General features: G+C 68.0%; 18 protein-coding genes and 3 pseudogenes. 10 read left to right on the plus strand and 11 right to left on the minus strand.

Annotated elements, in window-relative coordinates; translation table 11 throughout:
* The first annotated feature begins 47 nt into the window (after positions 1–47).
* The 3 genes from ACFXK0_RS07455 (at position 48) to ACFXK0_RS07465 (ending at position 2,209) form a co-directional block, all read left to right on the plus strand.
* Positions 48–953 carry a hypothetical protein gene (locus tag ACFXK0_RS07455; RefSeq protein WP_379409043.1) on the plus strand — a complete coding sequence of 302 codons (906 nt, stop codon included), beginning with the start codon at positions 48–50 and terminating at the stop codon, positions 951–953.
* A 136-nt stretch (positions 954–1,089) separates the two neighbouring features.
* Positions 1,090–1,263, plus strand: a complete 174-nt coding sequence (locus tag ACFXK0_RS07460; RefSeq protein ID WP_379409044.1) for a hypothetical protein — start codon at positions 1,090–1,092, stop codon at positions 1,261–1,263.
* 31 nt (positions 1,264–1,294) lie between these two features.
* Positions 1,295–2,209 carry a hypothetical protein gene (locus ACFXK0_RS07465; RefSeq protein WP_379409045.1) on the plus strand — a complete coding sequence of 305 codons (915 nt, stop codon included), beginning with the start codon at positions 1,295–1,297 and terminating at the stop codon, positions 2,207–2,209.
* Positions 2,210–2,228: 19 nt separating this feature from the next.
* Here ACFXK0_RS07465 and ACFXK0_RS07470 read toward each other — a convergent pair whose 3' ends face one another.
* The 3 genes and pseudogenes from ACFXK0_RS07470 to ACFXK0_RS07480 form a co-directional block, all read right to left on the minus strand.
* Positions 2,229–2,996 carry a site-specific integrase gene (locus ACFXK0_RS07470; protein WP_379409183.1) on the minus strand — a complete coding sequence of 256 codons (768 nt, stop codon included), beginning with the start codon at positions 2,994–2,996 and terminating at the stop codon, positions 2,229–2,231.
* Between the two features lie 18 nt (positions 2,997–3,014).
* Positions 3,015–4,136 (minus strand): FAD-dependent oxidoreductase, encoded by a 1,122-nt coding sequence (locus ACFXK0_RS07475; RefSeq protein WP_379409047.1) that lies wholly within the window; start codon positions 4,134–4,136, stop codon positions 3,015–3,017.
* A gap of 65 nt (positions 4,137–4,201) precedes the next feature.
* Positions 4,202–4,413 (minus strand): annotated as a pseudogene (locus tag ACFXK0_RS07480) (Tn3 family transposase); the annotation flags it as partial.
* Here ACFXK0_RS07480 and ACFXK0_RS07485 point away from each other — a divergent pair.
* A pseudogene (locus ACFXK0_RS07485) lies at positions 4,412–4,820 on the plus strand (SDR family NAD(P)-dependent oxidoreductase); the annotation flags it as partial. The pseudogenes ACFXK0_RS07480 and ACFXK0_RS07485 overlap by 2 nt on opposite strands.
* A 47-nt stretch (positions 4,821–4,867) precedes the next feature.
* On the plus strand, positions 4,868–5,260 hold the full coding sequence (locus tag ACFXK0_RS07490) for a hypothetical protein (protein WP_379409048.1): 393 nt from the start codon (positions 4,868–4,870) through the stop codon (positions 5,258–5,260).
* A 53-nt stretch (positions 5,261–5,313) separates the two neighbouring features.
* Here ACFXK0_RS07490 and ACFXK0_RS07495 read toward each other — a convergent pair whose 3' ends face one another.
* Positions 5,314–5,958: an NADPH-dependent F420 reductase gene (locus ACFXK0_RS07495; protein ID WP_379409049.1), complete on the minus strand. Its 645-nt coding sequence runs from the start codon at positions 5,956–5,958 to the stop codon at positions 5,314–5,316.
* Between the two features lie 49 nt (positions 5,959–6,007).
* Entirely contained in the window at positions 6,008–6,820 is an 813-nt protein-coding gene (locus ACFXK0_RS07500) for an inositol monophosphatase family protein (RefSeq protein ID WP_379409051.1), read from the minus strand.
* A gap of 115 nt (positions 6,821–6,935) precedes the next feature.
* Here ACFXK0_RS07500 and ACFXK0_RS07505 point away from each other — a divergent pair, with 115 nt between their 5' ends.
* On the plus strand, positions 6,936–7,847 hold the full coding sequence (locus tag ACFXK0_RS07505) for a LysR family transcriptional regulator (RefSeq protein WP_379409052.1): 912 nt from the start codon (positions 6,936–6,938) through the stop codon (positions 7,845–7,847).
* 223 nt (positions 7,848–8,070) lie between these two features.
* Here ACFXK0_RS07505 and ACFXK0_RS07510 read toward each other — a convergent pair whose 3' ends face one another.
* A complete protein-coding gene (locus tag ACFXK0_RS07510; RefSeq protein WP_379409053.1) occupies positions 8,071–8,922 on the minus strand; it encodes a class I SAM-dependent methyltransferase in 852 nt (283 codons plus the stop codon).
* A gap of 48 nt (positions 8,923–8,970) precedes the next feature.
* Between ACFXK0_RS07510 and ACFXK0_RS07515 the strand changes: the two genes are divergently transcribed.
* A complete protein-coding gene (locus ACFXK0_RS07515; RefSeq protein WP_379409055.1) occupies positions 8,971–9,558 on the plus strand; it encodes a helix-turn-helix domain-containing protein in 588 nt (195 codons plus the stop codon).
* Positions 9,559–9,598: 40 nt separating this feature from the next.
* Here the strand turns inward: ACFXK0_RS07515 and ACFXK0_RS07520 are convergent.
* Positions 9,599–9,943 (minus strand): annotated as a pseudogene (locus ACFXK0_RS07520) (hypothetical protein); the annotation flags it as partial.
* Between the two features lie 123 nt (positions 9,944–10,066).
* Here ACFXK0_RS07520 and ACFXK0_RS07525 point away from each other — a divergent pair.
* The 3 genes from ACFXK0_RS07525 (at position 10,067) to ACFXK0_RS07535 (ending at position 13,617) form a co-directional block, all read left to right on the plus strand.
* Positions 10,067–11,389, plus strand: a complete 1,323-nt coding sequence (locus tag ACFXK0_RS07525) for a family 1 glycosylhydrolase (RefSeq protein ID WP_379409056.1) — start codon at positions 10,067–10,069, stop codon at positions 11,387–11,389.
* Positions 11,390–11,568: 179 nt separating this feature from the next.
* Positions 11,569–12,852 (plus strand): DUF1576 domain-containing protein, encoded by a 1,284-nt coding sequence (locus tag ACFXK0_RS07530; protein WP_379409058.1) that lies wholly within the window; start codon positions 11,569–11,571, stop codon positions 12,850–12,852.
* 42 nt (positions 12,853–12,894) lie between these two features.
* Positions 12,895–13,617, plus strand: coding sequence for a TetR/AcrR family transcriptional regulator (locus tag ACFXK0_RS07535; protein WP_379409060.1), 723 nt, complete (start codon positions 12,895–12,897; stop codon positions 13,615–13,617).
* A gap of 52 nt (positions 13,618–13,669) precedes the next feature.
* Here the strand turns inward: ACFXK0_RS07535 and ACFXK0_RS07540 are convergent, their stop codons facing one another.
* The 4 genes from ACFXK0_RS07540 to ACFXK0_RS07555 form a co-directional block, all read right to left on the minus strand.
* Positions 13,670–14,668, minus strand: a complete 999-nt coding sequence (locus ACFXK0_RS07540) for a diiron oxygenase (protein WP_379409061.1) — start codon at positions 14,666–14,668, stop codon at positions 13,670–13,672.
* 130 nt (positions 14,669–14,798) lie between these two features.
* On the minus strand, positions 14,799–15,392 hold the full coding sequence (locus ACFXK0_RS07545) for a hypothetical protein (RefSeq protein ID WP_379409063.1): 594 nt from the start codon (positions 15,390–15,392) through the stop codon (positions 14,799–14,801).
* Between the two features lie 113 nt (positions 15,393–15,505).
* Positions 15,506–16,216, minus strand: a complete 711-nt coding sequence (locus ACFXK0_RS07550; RefSeq protein WP_379409064.1) for a TetR/AcrR family transcriptional regulator — start codon at positions 16,214–16,216, stop codon at positions 15,506–15,508.
* Between the two features lie 10 nt (positions 16,217–16,226).
* The gene (locus ACFXK0_RS07555; RefSeq protein ID WP_379409065.1) at positions 16,227–16,955 is read right to left on the minus strand and encodes a MerR family transcriptional regulator; all 729 of its coding nucleotides are present in this window, start codon (positions 16,953–16,955) and stop codon (positions 16,227–16,229) included.
* Positions 16,956–17,046 lie beyond the last annotated feature (91 nt).

Here is a 17,046-nt window from a genome sequence, read left to right on the forward strand (position 1 = left end):
TGCGTCAGACCGATCACTCAGGCGCCATCAGCCGTCTATCCTCATCGGTGCCGAGACAGTCGAATCCCTCTGGTAGAGACTGGATTTGCCACCCTCGAACCGGTCGATGTGCACACCGTCGCGAGTTCGCATCCAATGCAATTGGCGACAGATGTAGCAATCGCCGAAAAACCAACGGATATGGCGAACTGATCTTGTGCGTCAAGGACGACTCGGCTGACGGGTCCGGGCAGCGCGCACCGCTGGCCGGTCCGGAGTATCCGTCGGATTCGGCGATCCAGAAGGTCTGCTACGACGAGTTCCCCGCTGTGCACACCGAGCGCTTGTATTCCTGTCGCGTGGTTGTGGTCAACTACGAGATCTTCGCGCCCGGCCAGACCGAGCCTGCAGGCGGAACCCAGCTCACCGTTGAGATGGAGTCGCGAACCAAGTGGGACACCGAGGTCTTCACATTCCGTCAGCGCGCCATCGTCGTCGATGTCTGGGGTGCGATGTCGTACGCGAAGTTGAAGATGGTGCCGCTGTGCGTGGTGCCGGGTCAGGCCTGCGATATCCAGGGGACCCAGATGCCGTGGTGGGAGATGGAGGACGGTAAGAAGTTCTTCGTCGAGAACAACATCGATCCCGGGTCGATTCCCCAGGATCAGCTGGTCGGGGTGAACAAGCTGGCCGTGGACTTCAACTTCCGGCCCGGTCCTGCCTACAGCTGGGAAGAAATCGTCCATGTTCAGGAGGTGGGACTGGCGGTGATCCGCTGCGACAACAAGCTCTCGGCGAACAAGCCGGGATGTGTGTTCCCCGAGATCCGACCGGTTCTCACCTATTTCGAGCCGACACGCAACGGCGAGCTGGCCGGCCACATCGCCGCAGCCCAGGCCTCCGGTGTCCCGGGCGGCCTCGGCAGCCAACCGCTGCACAAAAGGCACGAAGGAGCTCGAAACCGAGAACCGTGACATCACCTGCAAGGACAACCCGAGAGTTCCGAGTCCACGACCGCAGGGCCGTGACTGTGACGAGTACCCGTTCGCATCCAGCCGCGAAGGCGGCACCTTCGGCGGCGCGGAACGAACATTCGGCGCCGGATGCCTGTTGCCCGATGTCGCCACCGGCGTCACCGGGCCCGGCTACAGCATCTGCCTGATCAACCCCAGCCACAACCGCAGCGGCGGCAGTGACGCCCGCTGGTTCTACCACTGGAATAGGGTGATCATGGACGACCCGTTCTACGTTCAAACGCTGAACGGGTATCTGCCGACACCGTGACGGATGCGAGGGCATGGGAAGGAGGCTCAAGGTGAGGTGGACTGTCGCGATCCCGAAGCCCGGGTCGATGCCGCCGGCTGCGGCCGGCTTGGACGGCAACGCCGACTCCCTCGAGCAGGCCGCCCATGCCCTCGTCGACACCGCTCGCGCGTATCTGCGGCGCCAGCAACGCGAACCCAGCCCGGAATCGGTCGAAGGACACCTCGACGGGGTCCAGGTCACCATCGAAGGACTGCTCGATCCCGCTGTCGCGGCGCATGACGTCGCCGAAGCAATCGTGGCGTCCGCTGCTACGGGATCAGCGGCTCCGCCGCGCGCTGCGACCAAGGAGGAAGCCGGCCCGAGACCGTGGCCATCGGACCACCCGGGTGACCTGGGCTCCCAGCTGGGCCGGATCCAGCAGTGGACGAGAACCCGACTCGACACCGACGCGTTCACCCCCGCCACCGGGATCGATGTCGATGCGGTCCAACGCCGTTGGTCGCTGCAGTTCCCCACCGACCTCACTATGCTGTTCGGTCGCGTTGGCGGATACTTCCCCACGCTGATGCCCGGCTATGACCTGCTGGCGATCAACCGCAGCGAGCAGGTCCGAACCCTGTGGCTGGATCTCGGAGCTGACCAACGTCAACGATTTCCGGAGTTCGCCGCCCAGTTCGATCCGGCGACACTCGGCGCCGAGCCTGCCGGCACAGCCAGCGAGTTGTTCTTGCCAGAGTTCGTCCCGGTCGCCGATCGCGACGGCACTACCCTGTTCGTCGACACCCGCAGCGGGAACCTGGCGGGCTGTGTCAGCGCCTACAGCGCCGAGGGCGCCGGGGAGGGGGTGTTGTGGACGTCGGTCACCGCGATGTTCGCGGCACTGGCCGACAGCCTGGAGAAGGGCACTGTCCTGCTGGGCGCACGTCCCGTCATCCGCGACGATACGTTGGTGTGGGAGCGGTAGCCTCGCTCGGCGTCGCTGGTCAGCGTCGGCGGTCGGCTCCGGGGCCGAGCAGCGAGGTGAGGTCGCGCATCGCCTGCGGGGACGGTTTGAAGTAGCGGCGCAGGTTCTCAGCTTTGCGGTGCCGGGACTTGGCCATCAGTTCCAGCAGGCCGGCCCCGGATTCCCCGAGGTGGGTCAGGCCGGAATGGCGCAGTTCGTGCAGATCCCAACCGGTTCCGGGCCCGTCGACCGCGGTGGCGGCGTCGAGCAGATCGCGGGACTGGTCGTAGGACAGCCGAGCCAGGCCGGTTTCGGGGCAGACGTCGCGGTCGGCGAGGTACTTGCCGGGACCGGGTCGAAGGTGGCCCACGAACACTGGTCCGCGGGTGCGGGTGCGGGCACGGAGGAGCCGGGGCAGCAGCCCGGCGGTGCCGGCGTCCCAGTACACGGTCTCGAGGACATGCTTGTGGTGCGCGGGCCCGCGACGGCGGGTGCGGGGTTTGGCGCCCTTGGATTTCACCGGGGCGCTGCGGGCGGCCAGGTCGAGGTCTTCGATGTTGAGCTGGAGTAGTTCTTCTGCGCGGGCGCAGGTTTCGTAATAAAGGGGCCGCTTCGTGTACGCGACGGGGTTGGTCCGTCGCAGTTCGGCCCAGACCTGATACCCCGGATAACAGGCTGCTATCCGGGGTATCAGGTCTGGGCCCTGAATCTCCGCATCGGCCGTTCCAGGCTGTTGGACGGCGCCCCGGTCGTGCCGTAGCGGTGAGTCGTCGACGGGTTCGGCAAGGGGGGCTGACCGGGCGTGGATCGCCGGTGGCCTGGGGTCTCAGGAGTGAGAGAACAGCGCGACCACGCTCTGTGGTGCTTGCGGGCCGAAGTAGGTTTCCAGGTTTTTCGCCGAGCGGGCTGCGGCGTCGCCGCTACGCGGGAACAGTCGCTGCTCATAGGCGGTGAGCGCCTCTTCGGTGTCGCGTTGCTCGACCAGCTTGCTCGCGAGGTCGGCGCTGTCGTACATGGCCAGGTTCGCGCCCTCACCGGCGAAGGGCGACATCAGATGCGCGGCATCGCCGAGCAGTGTCACACCGGGCACCCTGTCCCAGGTGAGCCCGACGGGAAGGGCATAGATGGGTCGCAGCCACGGTCGCGCGTCGCTGTGCGTCACGAATGCGGTCAGCAGCGGCGACCAGCCGTCGAACTCATCGGCCAGGCGACGCAGGCCCGCGGACGGGTCGATGAAATCGATCGACCTCACCCATTCCTCGGGTCTGTTCAGCGCTACGTATCCGAGCACACGTCCGTCGGCATAGCGATGGGCGATGATGCCTTTACCCGGCGCGACCGCCATCAGCGTGCCGCTGCCGATCGCGGCCACGCTCTCCCTGGTGTCCGGGGCGGCCGAGGCGAGAGCGATTTCGATGAAGCAGGTACCGCTGTAGACGGGCTCGGCGGGGGTGAGCAGCGGACGCACCTTGGACCAGGCTCCGTCTGCGCCGATGACGATGTCGGCGTGGGTGGCGGAACCGTCGGCGAAGGTCAGGTCATAGCCGCCATCCACGCCGTGCCGGACCGATGAGAGCTTGTGATCCCATTCGATCGTCCCGGGCGCGAGCGATTCGATGAGCAGGCGTCGCAGTTCGCCTCGGTCCACCTCGGGACGCGTCGAACCGGGGTCCGCGGGCTTGTCGAACAGGATCGCACCGTGGCGGTCGACCACGCGCTTGGCGTCCTCGCCCGGACGGACCAGGGTGAGGAAGTCGTCGTATAGGCCGGCCGCGCGCAGCGCGACCTGTCCGGTCTCTTCGTGGATGTCGAGCAGGCCACCTTGCGTGCGGGTCGTCGCCGATGCCTCGGCCTCGTGGATCGTCGCGGTGACGCCGTGCACTTGAAGCACGCGGGCGAGTGTCAGTCCGCCCAGCCCCGCTCCGATGATGGCGATGGGCTTCTGCATGTTGCGCTCCTCTGTCTGGCCGACGCGTATCGGCAGGGGTTACTGGGATCGGGCGGTGCCCGTCGATTGGCCTTGCGGGTCATCAGCGGTCCCGCGTGCGGGAACCGGTCCTCGGCGGCCGCGCGCGGGCCCGGCCGGTAGCCGGTGATCCGGCCCAAATCGCGGATGCGCGGGGACAGCTGCATGCCGAGCAGGTCGAACAGCCCGAAATTGACCAGGGTGACCCCGTGGGTGTCGGTGGCGTGTTCGGTGATGGCAGATCGGTGGCGTTGCCCAAGGAACGTCGCTGGGGCCGCATCGTCACTGTCCTCGGTCGCCGCGTTCGCTCGACCCGCAGCCAGCCTGCTCTACACCGGTATCAAGTCCTACGTCCTCAACACCTCACAAGCCCTCGACATGGAACTCAAACCCCACGGCATCCACGTCACCGCTCTGTGTCCCGGCTTCACCCACACCGAATTCCACGATGTGATGGGCACTCGCGACAAAGCCGACTACCTGCCAGGCATCCTCTGGCAGCAGCCCGAAGCCGTCGTCGCCGAGGGCTGGGCCGCGGTGATGAAAGGCAAGCCTGTGTGCGTGCCCGGCACCGTCAACAAGATCTCCGCCGCCGCCATGAAACCCCTGCCTATCCGCCTGGGCTACCTCGCCGGAAAGACCTTCAACCCCTTCAAGAACAATTGACCCCGCTCACCGAGGTCGGCGGCCCTAGGAAATTGCCGGTGTAGACGATGGTGATCGCGAGGCCGGATCGGATGGCACCCGCGACGGTCGAGAAGCCAGGTACGCCGCCGATGTGGCCGATACTGCGAACCGCACGGCAGCTGCGTGTATCCGACGCCCAGACCGTAGGACATACCGTCACCGTTGCCTATGTCGACGCCGTCGAGCATCTGCCGCAGTTGGAGCTCGGGCACGACCTGACCGGCCGGCAGCGCGAGGAAGATCCGAAAGCGACGGGCCGCACGACGGCGCGGGCTTGCTTCTCCACCCGGTACATGCGCTCGGGCGTCCACCAAGTCTCCGCCGTCCAACCCGCTGACGATCTTGCTATCGACAATCGGTGGGTAGCACAACTGGTAGTTGATCAGGTGACGATCGTGACCAAAGGGTCCGGGCGCTGAGGTTTCGCGGACAGAATCCCGGTCACGGTCGCCTGATCCGGCGGCTGGCGGGGTCAGCGGGCGAGCGAGACGGCGAAGGGGGTGAAGCCGTTTCGGCGCAGGACGTGGGGCACGACCAGGATCATCGCCTCAGTGGCGCGCGCGGTGGTGATGTCGCCGAGGTCCTCGACCCACCCGGGCTTCCAGCCCAGATCGCCGAGCAGGCCGATGACGGTCTTCTTCGCGTTCTCGTCATCGCCTGAGACGTACACCGTCGGAGGCGTGGCCAGGGTTTCGGGAGCGGTCATGACCATGAACAACATGGTGTTGAGGGTCTTGACCACGTGGGTGTCAGGGAGCGCGGCCTGGAGTTTCTCTCCGAGACTGCCGCCGGGGTAGCACAGGTCCCCGGGCAGGCCGTCCGCGGCGTCACGGGTGGCGTTGGAGACATCGATGACGATCTTTCCGGCGAGGTCGGCGCGCAGGTCGGTGAGCCGATCCAGGGAACTCTCACCGGGCGTGGCGTTGATCACGATGTCGGCGGTTCGGGCGATGGTGCGCTGGTCGGCCACGGCGATCCGTGGATCGAGCCCGGCGACGCGGGCAGCGGACTCTGATACGTCCCGGCCTCCGATGGTGACCTGATGTCCGGCCGCGGCGAGTTTCGCGGCGAGGTTGGTGCCGACGCGGCCGGCGCCCAGGATGCCGATGCTGGTCATGAGGTGATGCTCCTTGCGGTAGGGGGCGGGAAACGTGGAAGGTGCCTGGTCAGGCGATCGTCGCCAGGACGTCGAGGGCGGCGGTGTGGATACCGGGCGCGGCGGCCAGGAAGTCGCGGCTGGCCGTGGTCCAGGGCCGGCCTGCCAGATCGGTGACGGTGCCGCCGGCCTCGGCGACCAGCAGTGCACCGGCGACCAGGCCGGAACGGACATCGGAGAACTGCCAGAACGCGTCCATTCGTCCGGCGGCGACGTGGATGAGCTGCATGGTGGCCGGTACCGACACGCGCACGACCAGCCCGTTGATCATCATGGCGGTGACCGAGTCACCGATGCGGCGGAAGGTGCGCTCGTCCTCGCCGGGCTTGGCCTGGCCGGTACCGATGAGCGTGGCACCGAGATCGGTTTTGGCCGACACCGTCAGGGGCACGCCGTTGAGGTGGGCGCCGCCGCCCGCGACGGCGGTGTAGGTGTCGCCGGTCAGCGGCAGGTGCACCACGGTGAGCACCGGCAGGTTGTCGCTGACCAGCGTGGCGGTCACGGCCCAGTCCTCCAAGCCGTGGACGTGGTTGATGTTGCCTTCGGCGGGGTCGACGACCCACCACTCCCCGGCCGGGAGCGCGCCGCCGGCCAGCTCGTCCTCGGCCCACCGCGATCCTGGCCGTGCGGCCAGCAGAGGTTCGCGCAGCACGGCCAGTACCGCGTCGTCGTTGGCGTGGATCTCCCCGACGACCTCGTCCAGGCTCACACCACGCGGGTGGGTGGTGTAGCGGTCGCGCAGTGTCAGCCCGGCGGTCTTCACCGCGGCGCTCACGTCGGACAGCAGTGTGGTGTCGGCGGCGAAAGGCGTGGTCGTGGTCATGGTGGACTCCTTGTGTTCGGTCGATCCGGGCGGCTTGTCCTGCCCTGTGCCGATAACGCTAAGCGGCATTTCAATTAACAACAAGTGCATGCTTTGCACTTGTAGAGTTACTTTCATGCAATTGGATTTGAACCTCCTCACGGCCTTGGACGCGCTGCTGGAAGAGGGCAGCGTCGCCGGCGCCGCCGCCCGTCTGCACGTCACCCCACCGGCGATGAGCCGCTCGCTGGGCCGAATCCGCAAGGTCACCGGTGATCAGATCCTGGTCCGCACCGGCCGCAGCATGGTCCCCACCACCCGCGCGCTGGCCATGCACGCCGAGGTCCACGCCCTCGTGCAGCAGGCCCAGCAGCTGCTGTCCGCGCAACACGAACTCGACCTGTCGGCGTTGGATCGGGTATTCACCGTGCGCTGGCATGACGCCCTGACCGCCGCCTGCGGTACCACCCTGACCAAAGCCGTCCATCGCCAGGCCCCCGGTGTCCGACTGCGCCTTTCTGCCGAGACCAGTACCGACACCCCTGAACTGCGCCGCGGCGAGGTCGACCTCGAATCCAGCTCCGGGCTACCGACCCTGCCCGACATCAGCCACCGCCTCGTCGGCCGGGACCGGCTGGTCGTGGCCGTCCGGCCAGGCCACCCGCTCGCCGAGGGCGTGCTGAGCCCGCAGCGTTACGCGGCCGCCGAACACCTCACCGTGTCGCGGCGAGCACGCCTGCGCGACCCGATCGACGACGCCCTCACTCCCCACGGCCTGCACCGACGCGTCGCCGCCGCCGGGCCGACCACCGTCTTCGCGCTGCAACTCGCCCTCGACACCGACCTGGTGGTCACCCTGCCCGACGCGGTCACCCGCTCTGCCCGCGATCGACTCGGCTTGCTCACCCTGCCGCTACCGCTGCCACTACCCTATGTCTCGTTGTATCTGCTGTGGCACCAGCGCTATGACGAAGACCTCGCACACAGGTGGCTACGCGACCTGGCCACCGAAACCGTCCGAACATTGTTCACGGCACCACCTGCTTGAACGTTTCCCCGCCGCCCACAACGATCCGGTCACTTCCGTCCCACTATGCTGCCTGGCGACATGTAGGCAATTGGATGCGAATCAGCTGGTGCAGGTCCAGCGCGGCCAGGATGTTTCCCTGACGCAGTGGCGCGGTGCTGGACTCAGCGGCCTGCGGTGCTCACGGCGTAGCCGGGAAGCAATGTGGAGGAAGAAGACGGGCGTACGGCAATCAGGGGCCGGCCTACGGGCGGCGGGCGATCCAGGTGGTGCGCGTCGTATGGACGCTCAGGTCGCCGCGGCGCGTGATGCCGAGCGGGTGGTTCTGGTCCAGGAGGGTGTCGAGCGCGGCCAGGTCGTCTGCGTCCAGGTCATCTGCGGCATGAGAGCGCAGCTTGGCCAGGCAGATGTGCGCGTAGCGGCCCAGTGCTGGGCTGGCCTGGGAGGCGTGGAGGCGGATCTCGAAGGGTCGGCACGCCTCCACAGTGAACCCGGCGTCCGTGAGGGCCTGGGTCCATTCATGAGGCGGCTGGGTATTCGCCACGGCATGCAGGCGGGCTTCCAGGCCGGGGCGGCCGACACCGGCCTCCTGGGGCAGAAACCGCGGGAAGAAGTCCATCTCGCTGACAGCGAGCAAGCCCCCCGGTCGCAGCTGCCCGTACGCCTGGGCCAGCGTCCGGACCGGATCACTCAGGTGGTGCAGGAACGAGGCCGCCCACATGAGATCGTACGGCTGCGAGGGCAAGGGCCACGGCTCGTCCAGGTTCGCCTCCAGCGTGCGCACGCGCCCTGACACGCCCCGCGCGGTTGCCTTCTTCTGCAGACGGTGCAGCATCTGCGGCGAGAGGTCGACCGCCGTGAGCGACGCGGAGGGAAAATGCTCGGCAAGTGCGAGGGTGCCGGTGCCGGGACCGCTGCCCACGTCCATGATCCGCTGCGGAGCAGGGCTGGTCAGAGCCGCGATCCAGCCGGTCAGTTCAGCCAGGTAGGGCGCGAGGACCTCGGCGTCCAGTTCCAGCAGCTCCGCCATCGCGACATCGGAGCGGCTCGCGTGCTCGTGCCCTATAAGTCCGCTGGTGCTGTGGTGTGTACTCATGACTCGACAGTAGGGTGACCCCTGCTATTCCGGCATACACTCTTGCCGGTGGAGCAAGAATCAACTCTCGACGCAGTCGTCAGGATGCGCATCCGATCCCTGCGCAAAGCGCGCGGATGGTCACTGGACAACCTCGCCGAGCGTGCGGATATCAGCCCGTCCCAGCTCAGTCGGATCGAAACCGGGCACCGACGCATCAGCCTCGACCAGCTGACTGCCATCGCGACCGCCCTGGGTAAATCCCTCGACCAGCTCGTGGAATCCCCCGACGACTCCGACGTGGTCATCCGCCCCGCCCGCGACGAGAACAGGGGCCTGACCACCTGGCTGCTCAGCGGCGACAACGGCCCCCAGGGGCTCACGGTCGCCAAGATGCGTATCACCGACCCGGTCGGTGCCGTCACGCGCGACGACCTCGGCGTCCACCCGGGCCGCGACTGGTTCACCGTGCTGTCCGGCACGATCGTCCTCTACCTCGGGGAACGCGTCATCCGCGTCGAGGCAGGGCAGGCCGCCTCCTTCTCCACCATGACCCCCCACACCCTGCGCGCCGACCGCGGGCCCGCCGAAATCCTGTGCATCCTCGACCACAACGGCGAGCGCAACCACCTGCGAGCGGGTAGCGGGGGGCTGTGAAGGATACGGTGCGAGCTGGTGTCGTCGAGTCCCCGGTGAGCTCGATGAACCGTGGATCGTCGACGTCGCTGCCCACGGCCTGGCGCAGATTCGCGATGAAGCATTCCGTGACCGATTCCCATTCCGGATACAGAGCCTGCTCGGCGGGGTCAAGGAACATGCCTCGAAGCTGATTACCTCCCACTCTGAGGCCAGGTGAGAGCGCCCGTGCGAGATTGTTCGAGGCGACGATGTCGAAGTACCGATCTTCGATCACGTCCTCGTTCCAGGCGAATGGAACTATTATCCGGTCCCCTGTTCCGTGTAGAGCGTTGTGGACGGGTGAACATGTGTGTTGTGTGGGCTGGTGGGGTGTACGGAAAGTGATACATAGTTCAATGCGCATATCTACGTATGTAGATGTTCAATCTGGACTCGGCAACCGGCGACCTCCAGTTCTCCCACGACTGACCGTGTCGATGACGCACACTGGGTGCACGCCCCCGCCCGCCCAGCTTCCAGGAGCGCTATGCACTCCCCCAGCGGTCGCCGAATCCTCGCTGTGGTCGCACTGACCGCCGCGGCGTTCCTCATTACCAGCACCTTCCCCGCGCCCGCCCGTCCACCGGCACCCGAGCGGATCGCCCCGATGCCGGCGGACTTCCTGTGGGGCGTCGCGGCATCCGGGTTCCAGGCTGAAGGCGAGGCGCCGGACAGCAATTGGCGCCGCTACGCGGAATCGGGACAGACCGAAGACCCCTACCTGAACTCGGTCGACTTCCGGAACCGGTTCCGATCAGATATCGCGCTGGCCGCCGACCTCGGGGTGCGGGTCTACCGGATCGGCATCGAATGGGCGCGTGTACAGCCGCAACCGGGCGTCTGGGACGAGGCCGGGCTGGCCTACTACGACGAGGTCGTCAGCGCGATCACCGCCGCCGGCATGCGCCCGATGCTCACCCTCGACCACTGGGTGTACCCGGGCTGGGCGGCCGACCGCGGCGGCTGGCGCGATCCGGAGATCGTGACGAACTGGCTGGCCAATGCCCGCCACGTGGTCGACCGCTTCGCCGGCGCCGATCCGCTGTGGGTCAGTTTCAACGAGCCGACCATGTACCTGGTCAACGAGCTGCGCCACGGCGGCATCACCGCCGCTGAACTGCCGACCATGGCCGAGCGGATCGCGCAGGCGCACAACAGCATCTACGACTACATCCACGCCGTGCAGCCGGGCGCGCAGGTCACCAGCAATGTCGCCTATATCCCGACGGTCGACGACGCGATCAGTGGCGCGGTGCTGGACCGGATGGCGCCGCGACTGGACTACATCGGCATCGACTACTACTACGGCTTCTCCCCCACCCAGCTCGAGGTACCCGATCCCAGCAAACTCTGGACCCTGCCGCTGCAAGCCGAAGGCATCTACTACGCCCTCGACCACTACGCCCGCCGCTTCCCCGGCAAGCCGCTCTACATCGTCGAGAACGGCATCCCGACCGAGAACGGACAACCCAGAGCCGACGGCTACACCCGAGCCGATTCCCTGCGCGACACCGTCTACTGGCTCCAGCGCGCCGTAGCCGACGGCATCCCGGTGATCGGCTACAACTACTGGAGCCTCACCGACAACTACGAATGGGGCTCCTACACACCACGATTCGGCCTCTACACCGTCGACGTACTCACCGACCCCACCCTCACCCGCGTACCGACCGACGCGGTAGCGGCCTACCGGGCGATCACCGCGGCGAACGGCGTCCCAGCCGACTACCGACCCACCCGCCCGCCCGCCACCTGCTCCCTGGTCGACGCACCGTCCAGCTGCACCGACCCGGTGATCCTCCCCCGGTGATCGTCGGCGACCGGATCGCTTCGAAGACGGTACGCACCGCCCTTCTCTGATGCGACCGCACGGCCGGAACGGGCTCGTAGGGTGCGGGTGTCGATGCGGCGTCGGTGTGGTCGGGTCGGCGAGGATGACCGGTGGGCGCGTGAGCTGGCGGGTCCGGGGCGAGCAGAAGGCGGTGCATCATGTCCGGTCGGCGCGATCAGCATGCGTTGTTTCTCGTCATCGTGGGCATGTCGGTGGTGTTCGTGGTGTTCGGGCTGATCGTCGACCCGGTGGACGAGATCGTGCACGGCCTGGGCGATATCGTGTTCGCGCGCGATCTGGTGATCACCGATTTCGTCGGGGTGGGTGGACTCGGTGGTGCTTTCGTCCAGGCCGGGCTGGTGACCCTGGTGGCGTGCGCGGTGTACCGGGTCACCGGGGCTCCGGTGGACGGTGCCGCGGTGGCGTGCCTGCTGTTGGTGCTCGGTACGGCGTTGTACGGCAAGACATTGCTCAATATCTGGCCGATCGTGGCGGGCGTGGCCCTGTACGCGCGGGTGCGCGGTGACCGGCTCGCCGACCACGTCTCGACGGCGTTCTTCGCGACAGCGCTCTCACCGATCTTCTCGGTGCTGGCCTTCCGCACCGCGCTGCCGGTGTGGGCCGGGGTCCTGCTCGGCGCCGCGACCTCGGTGCTGGTCGGCTTCGTGGTGCCGCCGGTCGCGCAACGGCTCTTCCATGCCCACGCCGGCTTCACCCTCTACAACATGGGATTCGTCGCCGGTGTGGTCGGCGCGGTCGTCATCGCGGTGTATCAGGCGTTCGGCTTGGGCCCGCAACCGGAGATGGTGTGGACCTCGGGCCACGACACGCCACTGCTGATCCTGCTGGCGGTGCTGTTGCTCGGCATGCTGGCCGCGGCGTTCGCCTGCGATCGGACACCGTGGCGTGGCTATCCGCGACTGCTGCGCCGGACCGGGCGGGCGCCCGCTGATTTCATCGACAGCGACGGCGCCGCAACGGTTCTGCTCAATATGGCCGTCATCGGCGCGCTGGCGACCGGGTATGTGCTGGTGATCGGCGCCGACCTGAATGGGCCGGTGGTGGCGGGGATCCTCAGCGTGATCGGCTTCGGGGCGTGCGGTAAGCACGCGCTCAATATCGTGCCGGTAATGGCCGGTGTCGCGCTGGCCGGTCTGCTCAAGCCCTTCGAGCTGACCGATCCCGGGCTGATCTGGGCCGCCCTCTACGGCACCTGTCTGGCGCCGATCGCCGGCCGGTTCGGGCCGCACTGGGGTGTGGTCGCCGGGTTCTTCCAGGCGTCGACGGCTCAGGTCACCGGTGCGGTGGTGGCCGGACTCAATCTGTACGGCAACGGATTCGCCGCCGGTTTCGTCGCGGCGGTGGTGGCGCCGGTGGCGGCGTTCCTCGCGAAACCGCGCCGTGCGGCGGACGAACCCGAGGAGCCGGTGCCCGCGGCCTGAGTTCGCGCCGCCGGGCCCGGCGCGTCCTCTACACTCGGGCGGATGTCGAGCACTACGTCACGCCCGTCCGGCGCCGTGAGTGGCAGGCAAGCCCGCTGGCAGCCGCACAACGACAGCAGGCGCGAGGCGATCGTGCTGTCGGCCATCGAGCTGCTCGAGCAGGCGCCGGTCGGCGTCGAGGTGCCGATCGTGCAGATCGCCGAGAACGCGGGTCTCGCGAAATCGGTGGTGTATCGCCAGTTCGCGGGGCGCGACGAACTCGATCGCCGGATCCGTGCCGAGATCGCGGAGCGCTTCGCCGCCGACATCGAGGACGCGCTCGATATCGGTGACGGCTCGATCCATCAGATTCTCGTGCGCACCGTCGGCGCCGTGGTCACCTGGATCCAGGATCATCCACGCCTGCACGACTTCCTGCGCACCGGTCCCTCGGACGACGATTCCGAGGTCGACGCGATGAACGCACTCATCGCGTCCATCGCGGCCTCGACCCGGGCACTGGTCACCGGGCTGGCCGGGGTGGTCGGGGTGGCCGACGACGGATCGGCCGACACGATGACCTTCGCCATCGTGTCGATGACCGAGGCCACCGTCACCCGCTGGGCCAACGACCCCGACCCGGTTCTGACCAGGGAGCAGTTGATCGAGGAGGTCGCCGACTACGCCTGGCACGTGGTCGACGGCGTCGCCCGGCGGCACGGCCTGACCCTCGACGCCGAACAGCCACTGACCACGGTCCTCAACCAGCTGCTGACCGGCGGCTGACCACTCGGCCGATCTGCTGCGCGGCGGGCTCAGCAGATCGGCGTGACGGCGCTCAGGCGATGCGGCGCGCGCTGCGTTCCGGTTCGCTGCGGTAGCGCGACACCGGACCGTCGACACCGAGCGCCTTCCACAGCCGCTTGGCCACCGGGTTCATCAAACCCAGCTCGTCGGCCAGTTTGCGCATGTCGCCGAAGTAGCCCGACAGGATCCGGCGCGAGTGCTCGGACTTCCAGAACGCCTGCTCGATCACCTCGCGCGGAATGTCGAACTCGTGCGCGAACGAGCGCGGCGGCGCCATGATCTCCCCGGCCAGCCAGCGCATGGCGATCGGGAACGCCACCGAACAGGCGCCACGGTTGAACTTGCCCATCCGGCCGACGTGCACGGCGAGGAACTCACCGGCGAAGGAGATGTGGCGCGCTTCCTCGGCGATGTGGATCTGCATGGTGCGCAATACCATCGGGGGCATCCGCTCGCCGTCCCTGATCACTGCCTTCTGGTAGTGATCGATCGGTTCCTCGCCGCCGAGGATGCCGATGAACAGGATCGCGTAGGCGTAGCCGCCCGCGACGCCGATCAGCGGGGAGAGCGCCCGGAACATCGGGCGCATGCCGGGCACGTCCACCCCGATCCGGTTGACCAGTTCCTGGAACATCTGGATGTGGTTGCACTCTTCGGTCATCTCGTGCATGCAGTACCGGAATTCCGGCGAGCCGTTGGGCAGCTTCATCGCGTACTGCATCATGCCGCGGATGAGGATGCTCTCGAAGGCGGCGCCGACCTTGATCGCGTTGGCGGTGCGCCACTTGCCGATCGCGATCCGCCGCTCCAGCGGCTGGTCGCGGTACCACTGGGTGGCGCCGAGCGGGTCGACGTCGGGTGAGAGCACCCACCGTTCGTCATTCGGGTCGATGGCGAGCTCGGGCGAATCCCAGTCGATGTCGAGGTAGGGATCGAAATGCCGGTCGACCGACCCCTCGGACAGGGTCGCCAGCGCATCTCGGTACTCCTCGGTGATGAGTCCGCCACGGCTCGATTCGGTCAGCGTCATCGGTGCCTCCTCGGGTCGTGTCCGGTGCGCGCGGCTGTAAGCGCCGTCACACCGGTTGTACCGAGAATAACTGAGACTCACGGTCCCACACAACCCTGGGCGGGCGGTGCGCACACATCGAGATCCGCCGCTATTCGACGAGCAGGACCACCAGCTGACGGGCCAGTTCACCGTCACCGGGACCGCCCAGCCAGATCAGCGGGCGACGGGGATCGAGCCGGTCCAGCGCGTCGGGCAACGAGCCGAACACCCGGTCGGCACGCACCACACAGACCTGCGGCACCGACTCCGAGACCCCGGGGCCACCGTCGACCTCCAGTGCCAGCGACCCGCTCGACGCGTCACCGGCGACCGCGTCCCGCACCACCGCGTCCCCGATGCCCGCCGTCGCCGCCCCGCCGTGCACGACCTGATGCCCCGGCGCGCTCGCCCAGTGGTCGAGCCAGGCCGGACCGGGCTCGACGGCGGCGAGTACCGAGGTGACGCTCATGCCGTACAGCACGTCGGCCACCGCGGCCGGCAGCCCGGCGACATCGACCGTGCGCACCAGCGAGCCGTGCGCGCGCAACCGTTCGGCGAAGCGGGCCAGCACGGCCGCGCGTTCAGCCGGATCGACCGCGGCGTGGCGGCCCGAGGATCGACGCATCGGCACCCGGCGTTCGTCGTCGGGTAGGTCGAGCAGCCCGTCGCGGACGCGACGCAACATCTCCTCGCGAGAATTCACTCGGGCACTCCCGTTCGTTGGCGACACCGGCCACCGTTCACACATTTCTCACCCGACATACCGCGGGAAATACCTCCGTAGTTACCGTACCGATCGGTCCGCAAGATGCGGAATCACGCCACCCGGAATCCGAGCAGCAGGCAGATCCGGTCGATCTGCAGCTCGAAGATCTCGGCGCGATCGGCGAAGGTGCCGGCGCCGTACATGTCGAAGACGTCGAAGTTCACCGCGCCGAACAGCGTCGTCCAGGCGGTCAGCCCGGACACGAGCAGCCAGTCGGGCACAGCCATGCCGAACTGCGCGCGGATGGTGGCGAAGTCGGCCGCCGTGCGCGCCGAGACGACCGGCTCGACTGCCGGTTCCCCGATCTGCCCGGCGCGATAGGCACCGTCGATGACAGCCAGCAGCGCGCCGATCACCCGCACGCCGGGCGCGACCGTATCCGCCGACGGCGCGGCGTACCCGGGCACCGGGCTGCCGTAGAGCAGGCCGTACCAGGCGGGCTCGGCCAGCGCCCATTCCCGGACCGCCCCGGCCACCACGCGGAAGCGCTGCGCGGGATCGGCCGGGGCGTCGGCCAGTGCGGCGTCGACGGCGTCACCGAGGGCGTTGTAGCCGTCCACGACGAGCAGCGTCAGCAGTTCGTCACGGCTGCGCACGTACCGGTACACCGCCGAGGACACCATGCCCAGCTCACGCGCCACCGCGCGCAACGACAGCGCCGCCGCGCCGTGGGACGCCAGATGCTCGCGGCCGACGCGCTTGATGTCGGCGATCGTCTGCGCGCGGGCCAGCGCGCGGGGGCCGGGCCGGTCGGTACTCATCCCCCGATCATCACCCACCGGCCGCACCCGAGAGATCCCGCGCGTCGGCTGTGTCGCCGCCGGCTTCCCCGGCGGCCCGCACGATCTCGGCGGCGAAGGTGGCGCCCGCGACATCCCAGGCCATCGACAGCAACCGGTCCCGGAACCGGTCCAGGTCGACGCCCACACTCTCGCCGCCGTAGCCGCCCGCACCCGCGGCGTCACGGATGGTGCGCACGACATCGTCGGCGAGACAAGCGAGCGTGCGATGGATCAGGGTGCGCAGCGCCCCGCTCAGGGTGATGTCGATGCCGACGTCGTAGAGCACCAGGGCGGCCTCGAGCATGGTCCGGTCGGGGACGAACCAGCGGTCGCCACGGCGCTCCAGGTAGCCGGCCGCGATCAGTTCCGCGTGGACGTCGGCGTCGCGGTCGAGCAGCAGCGCGGTGAGTTCGGCGTCGTCGACCGAGTCAGCGCGCTCGCCTGCGGCGCCGACCCGCGGATCGAACAGCGCGCGCCAGTCACCACCCGCGCCCGGCTGGGGTTCGGCGTCGAACACCTCGCGGATCGCGTCGAGCCGCAGCCCGCGCGCCTGCATGGCGACGATGTCGCGCAGCCGGTCCCGGTGCTCGTCGGTGTACACCACTTCCTTGCCCGCGCGGCCGGGTTTCGGCAGTAGTCCGAGCGAGTGGTAATAGCGGATCGTGCGCGCCGCGACGCCGGTGATGTCGGCGAGTTCGGCGCGGGTGTATCGGTGCACCCGACCAGCATAGGGCCGTCGAGCACGTACGTTGACAGTCCACGCTGTCGCCGTTAGCGTTACCGGCGTCACTGTTGACACGACCGAGGAG

Origin of the sequence: Nocardia sp. NPDC059177, from assembly GCF_042755165.1 — a bacterium.
Classification (GTDB): domain Bacteria; phylum Actinomycetota; class Actinomycetes; order Mycobacteriales; family Mycobacteriaceae; genus Nocardia.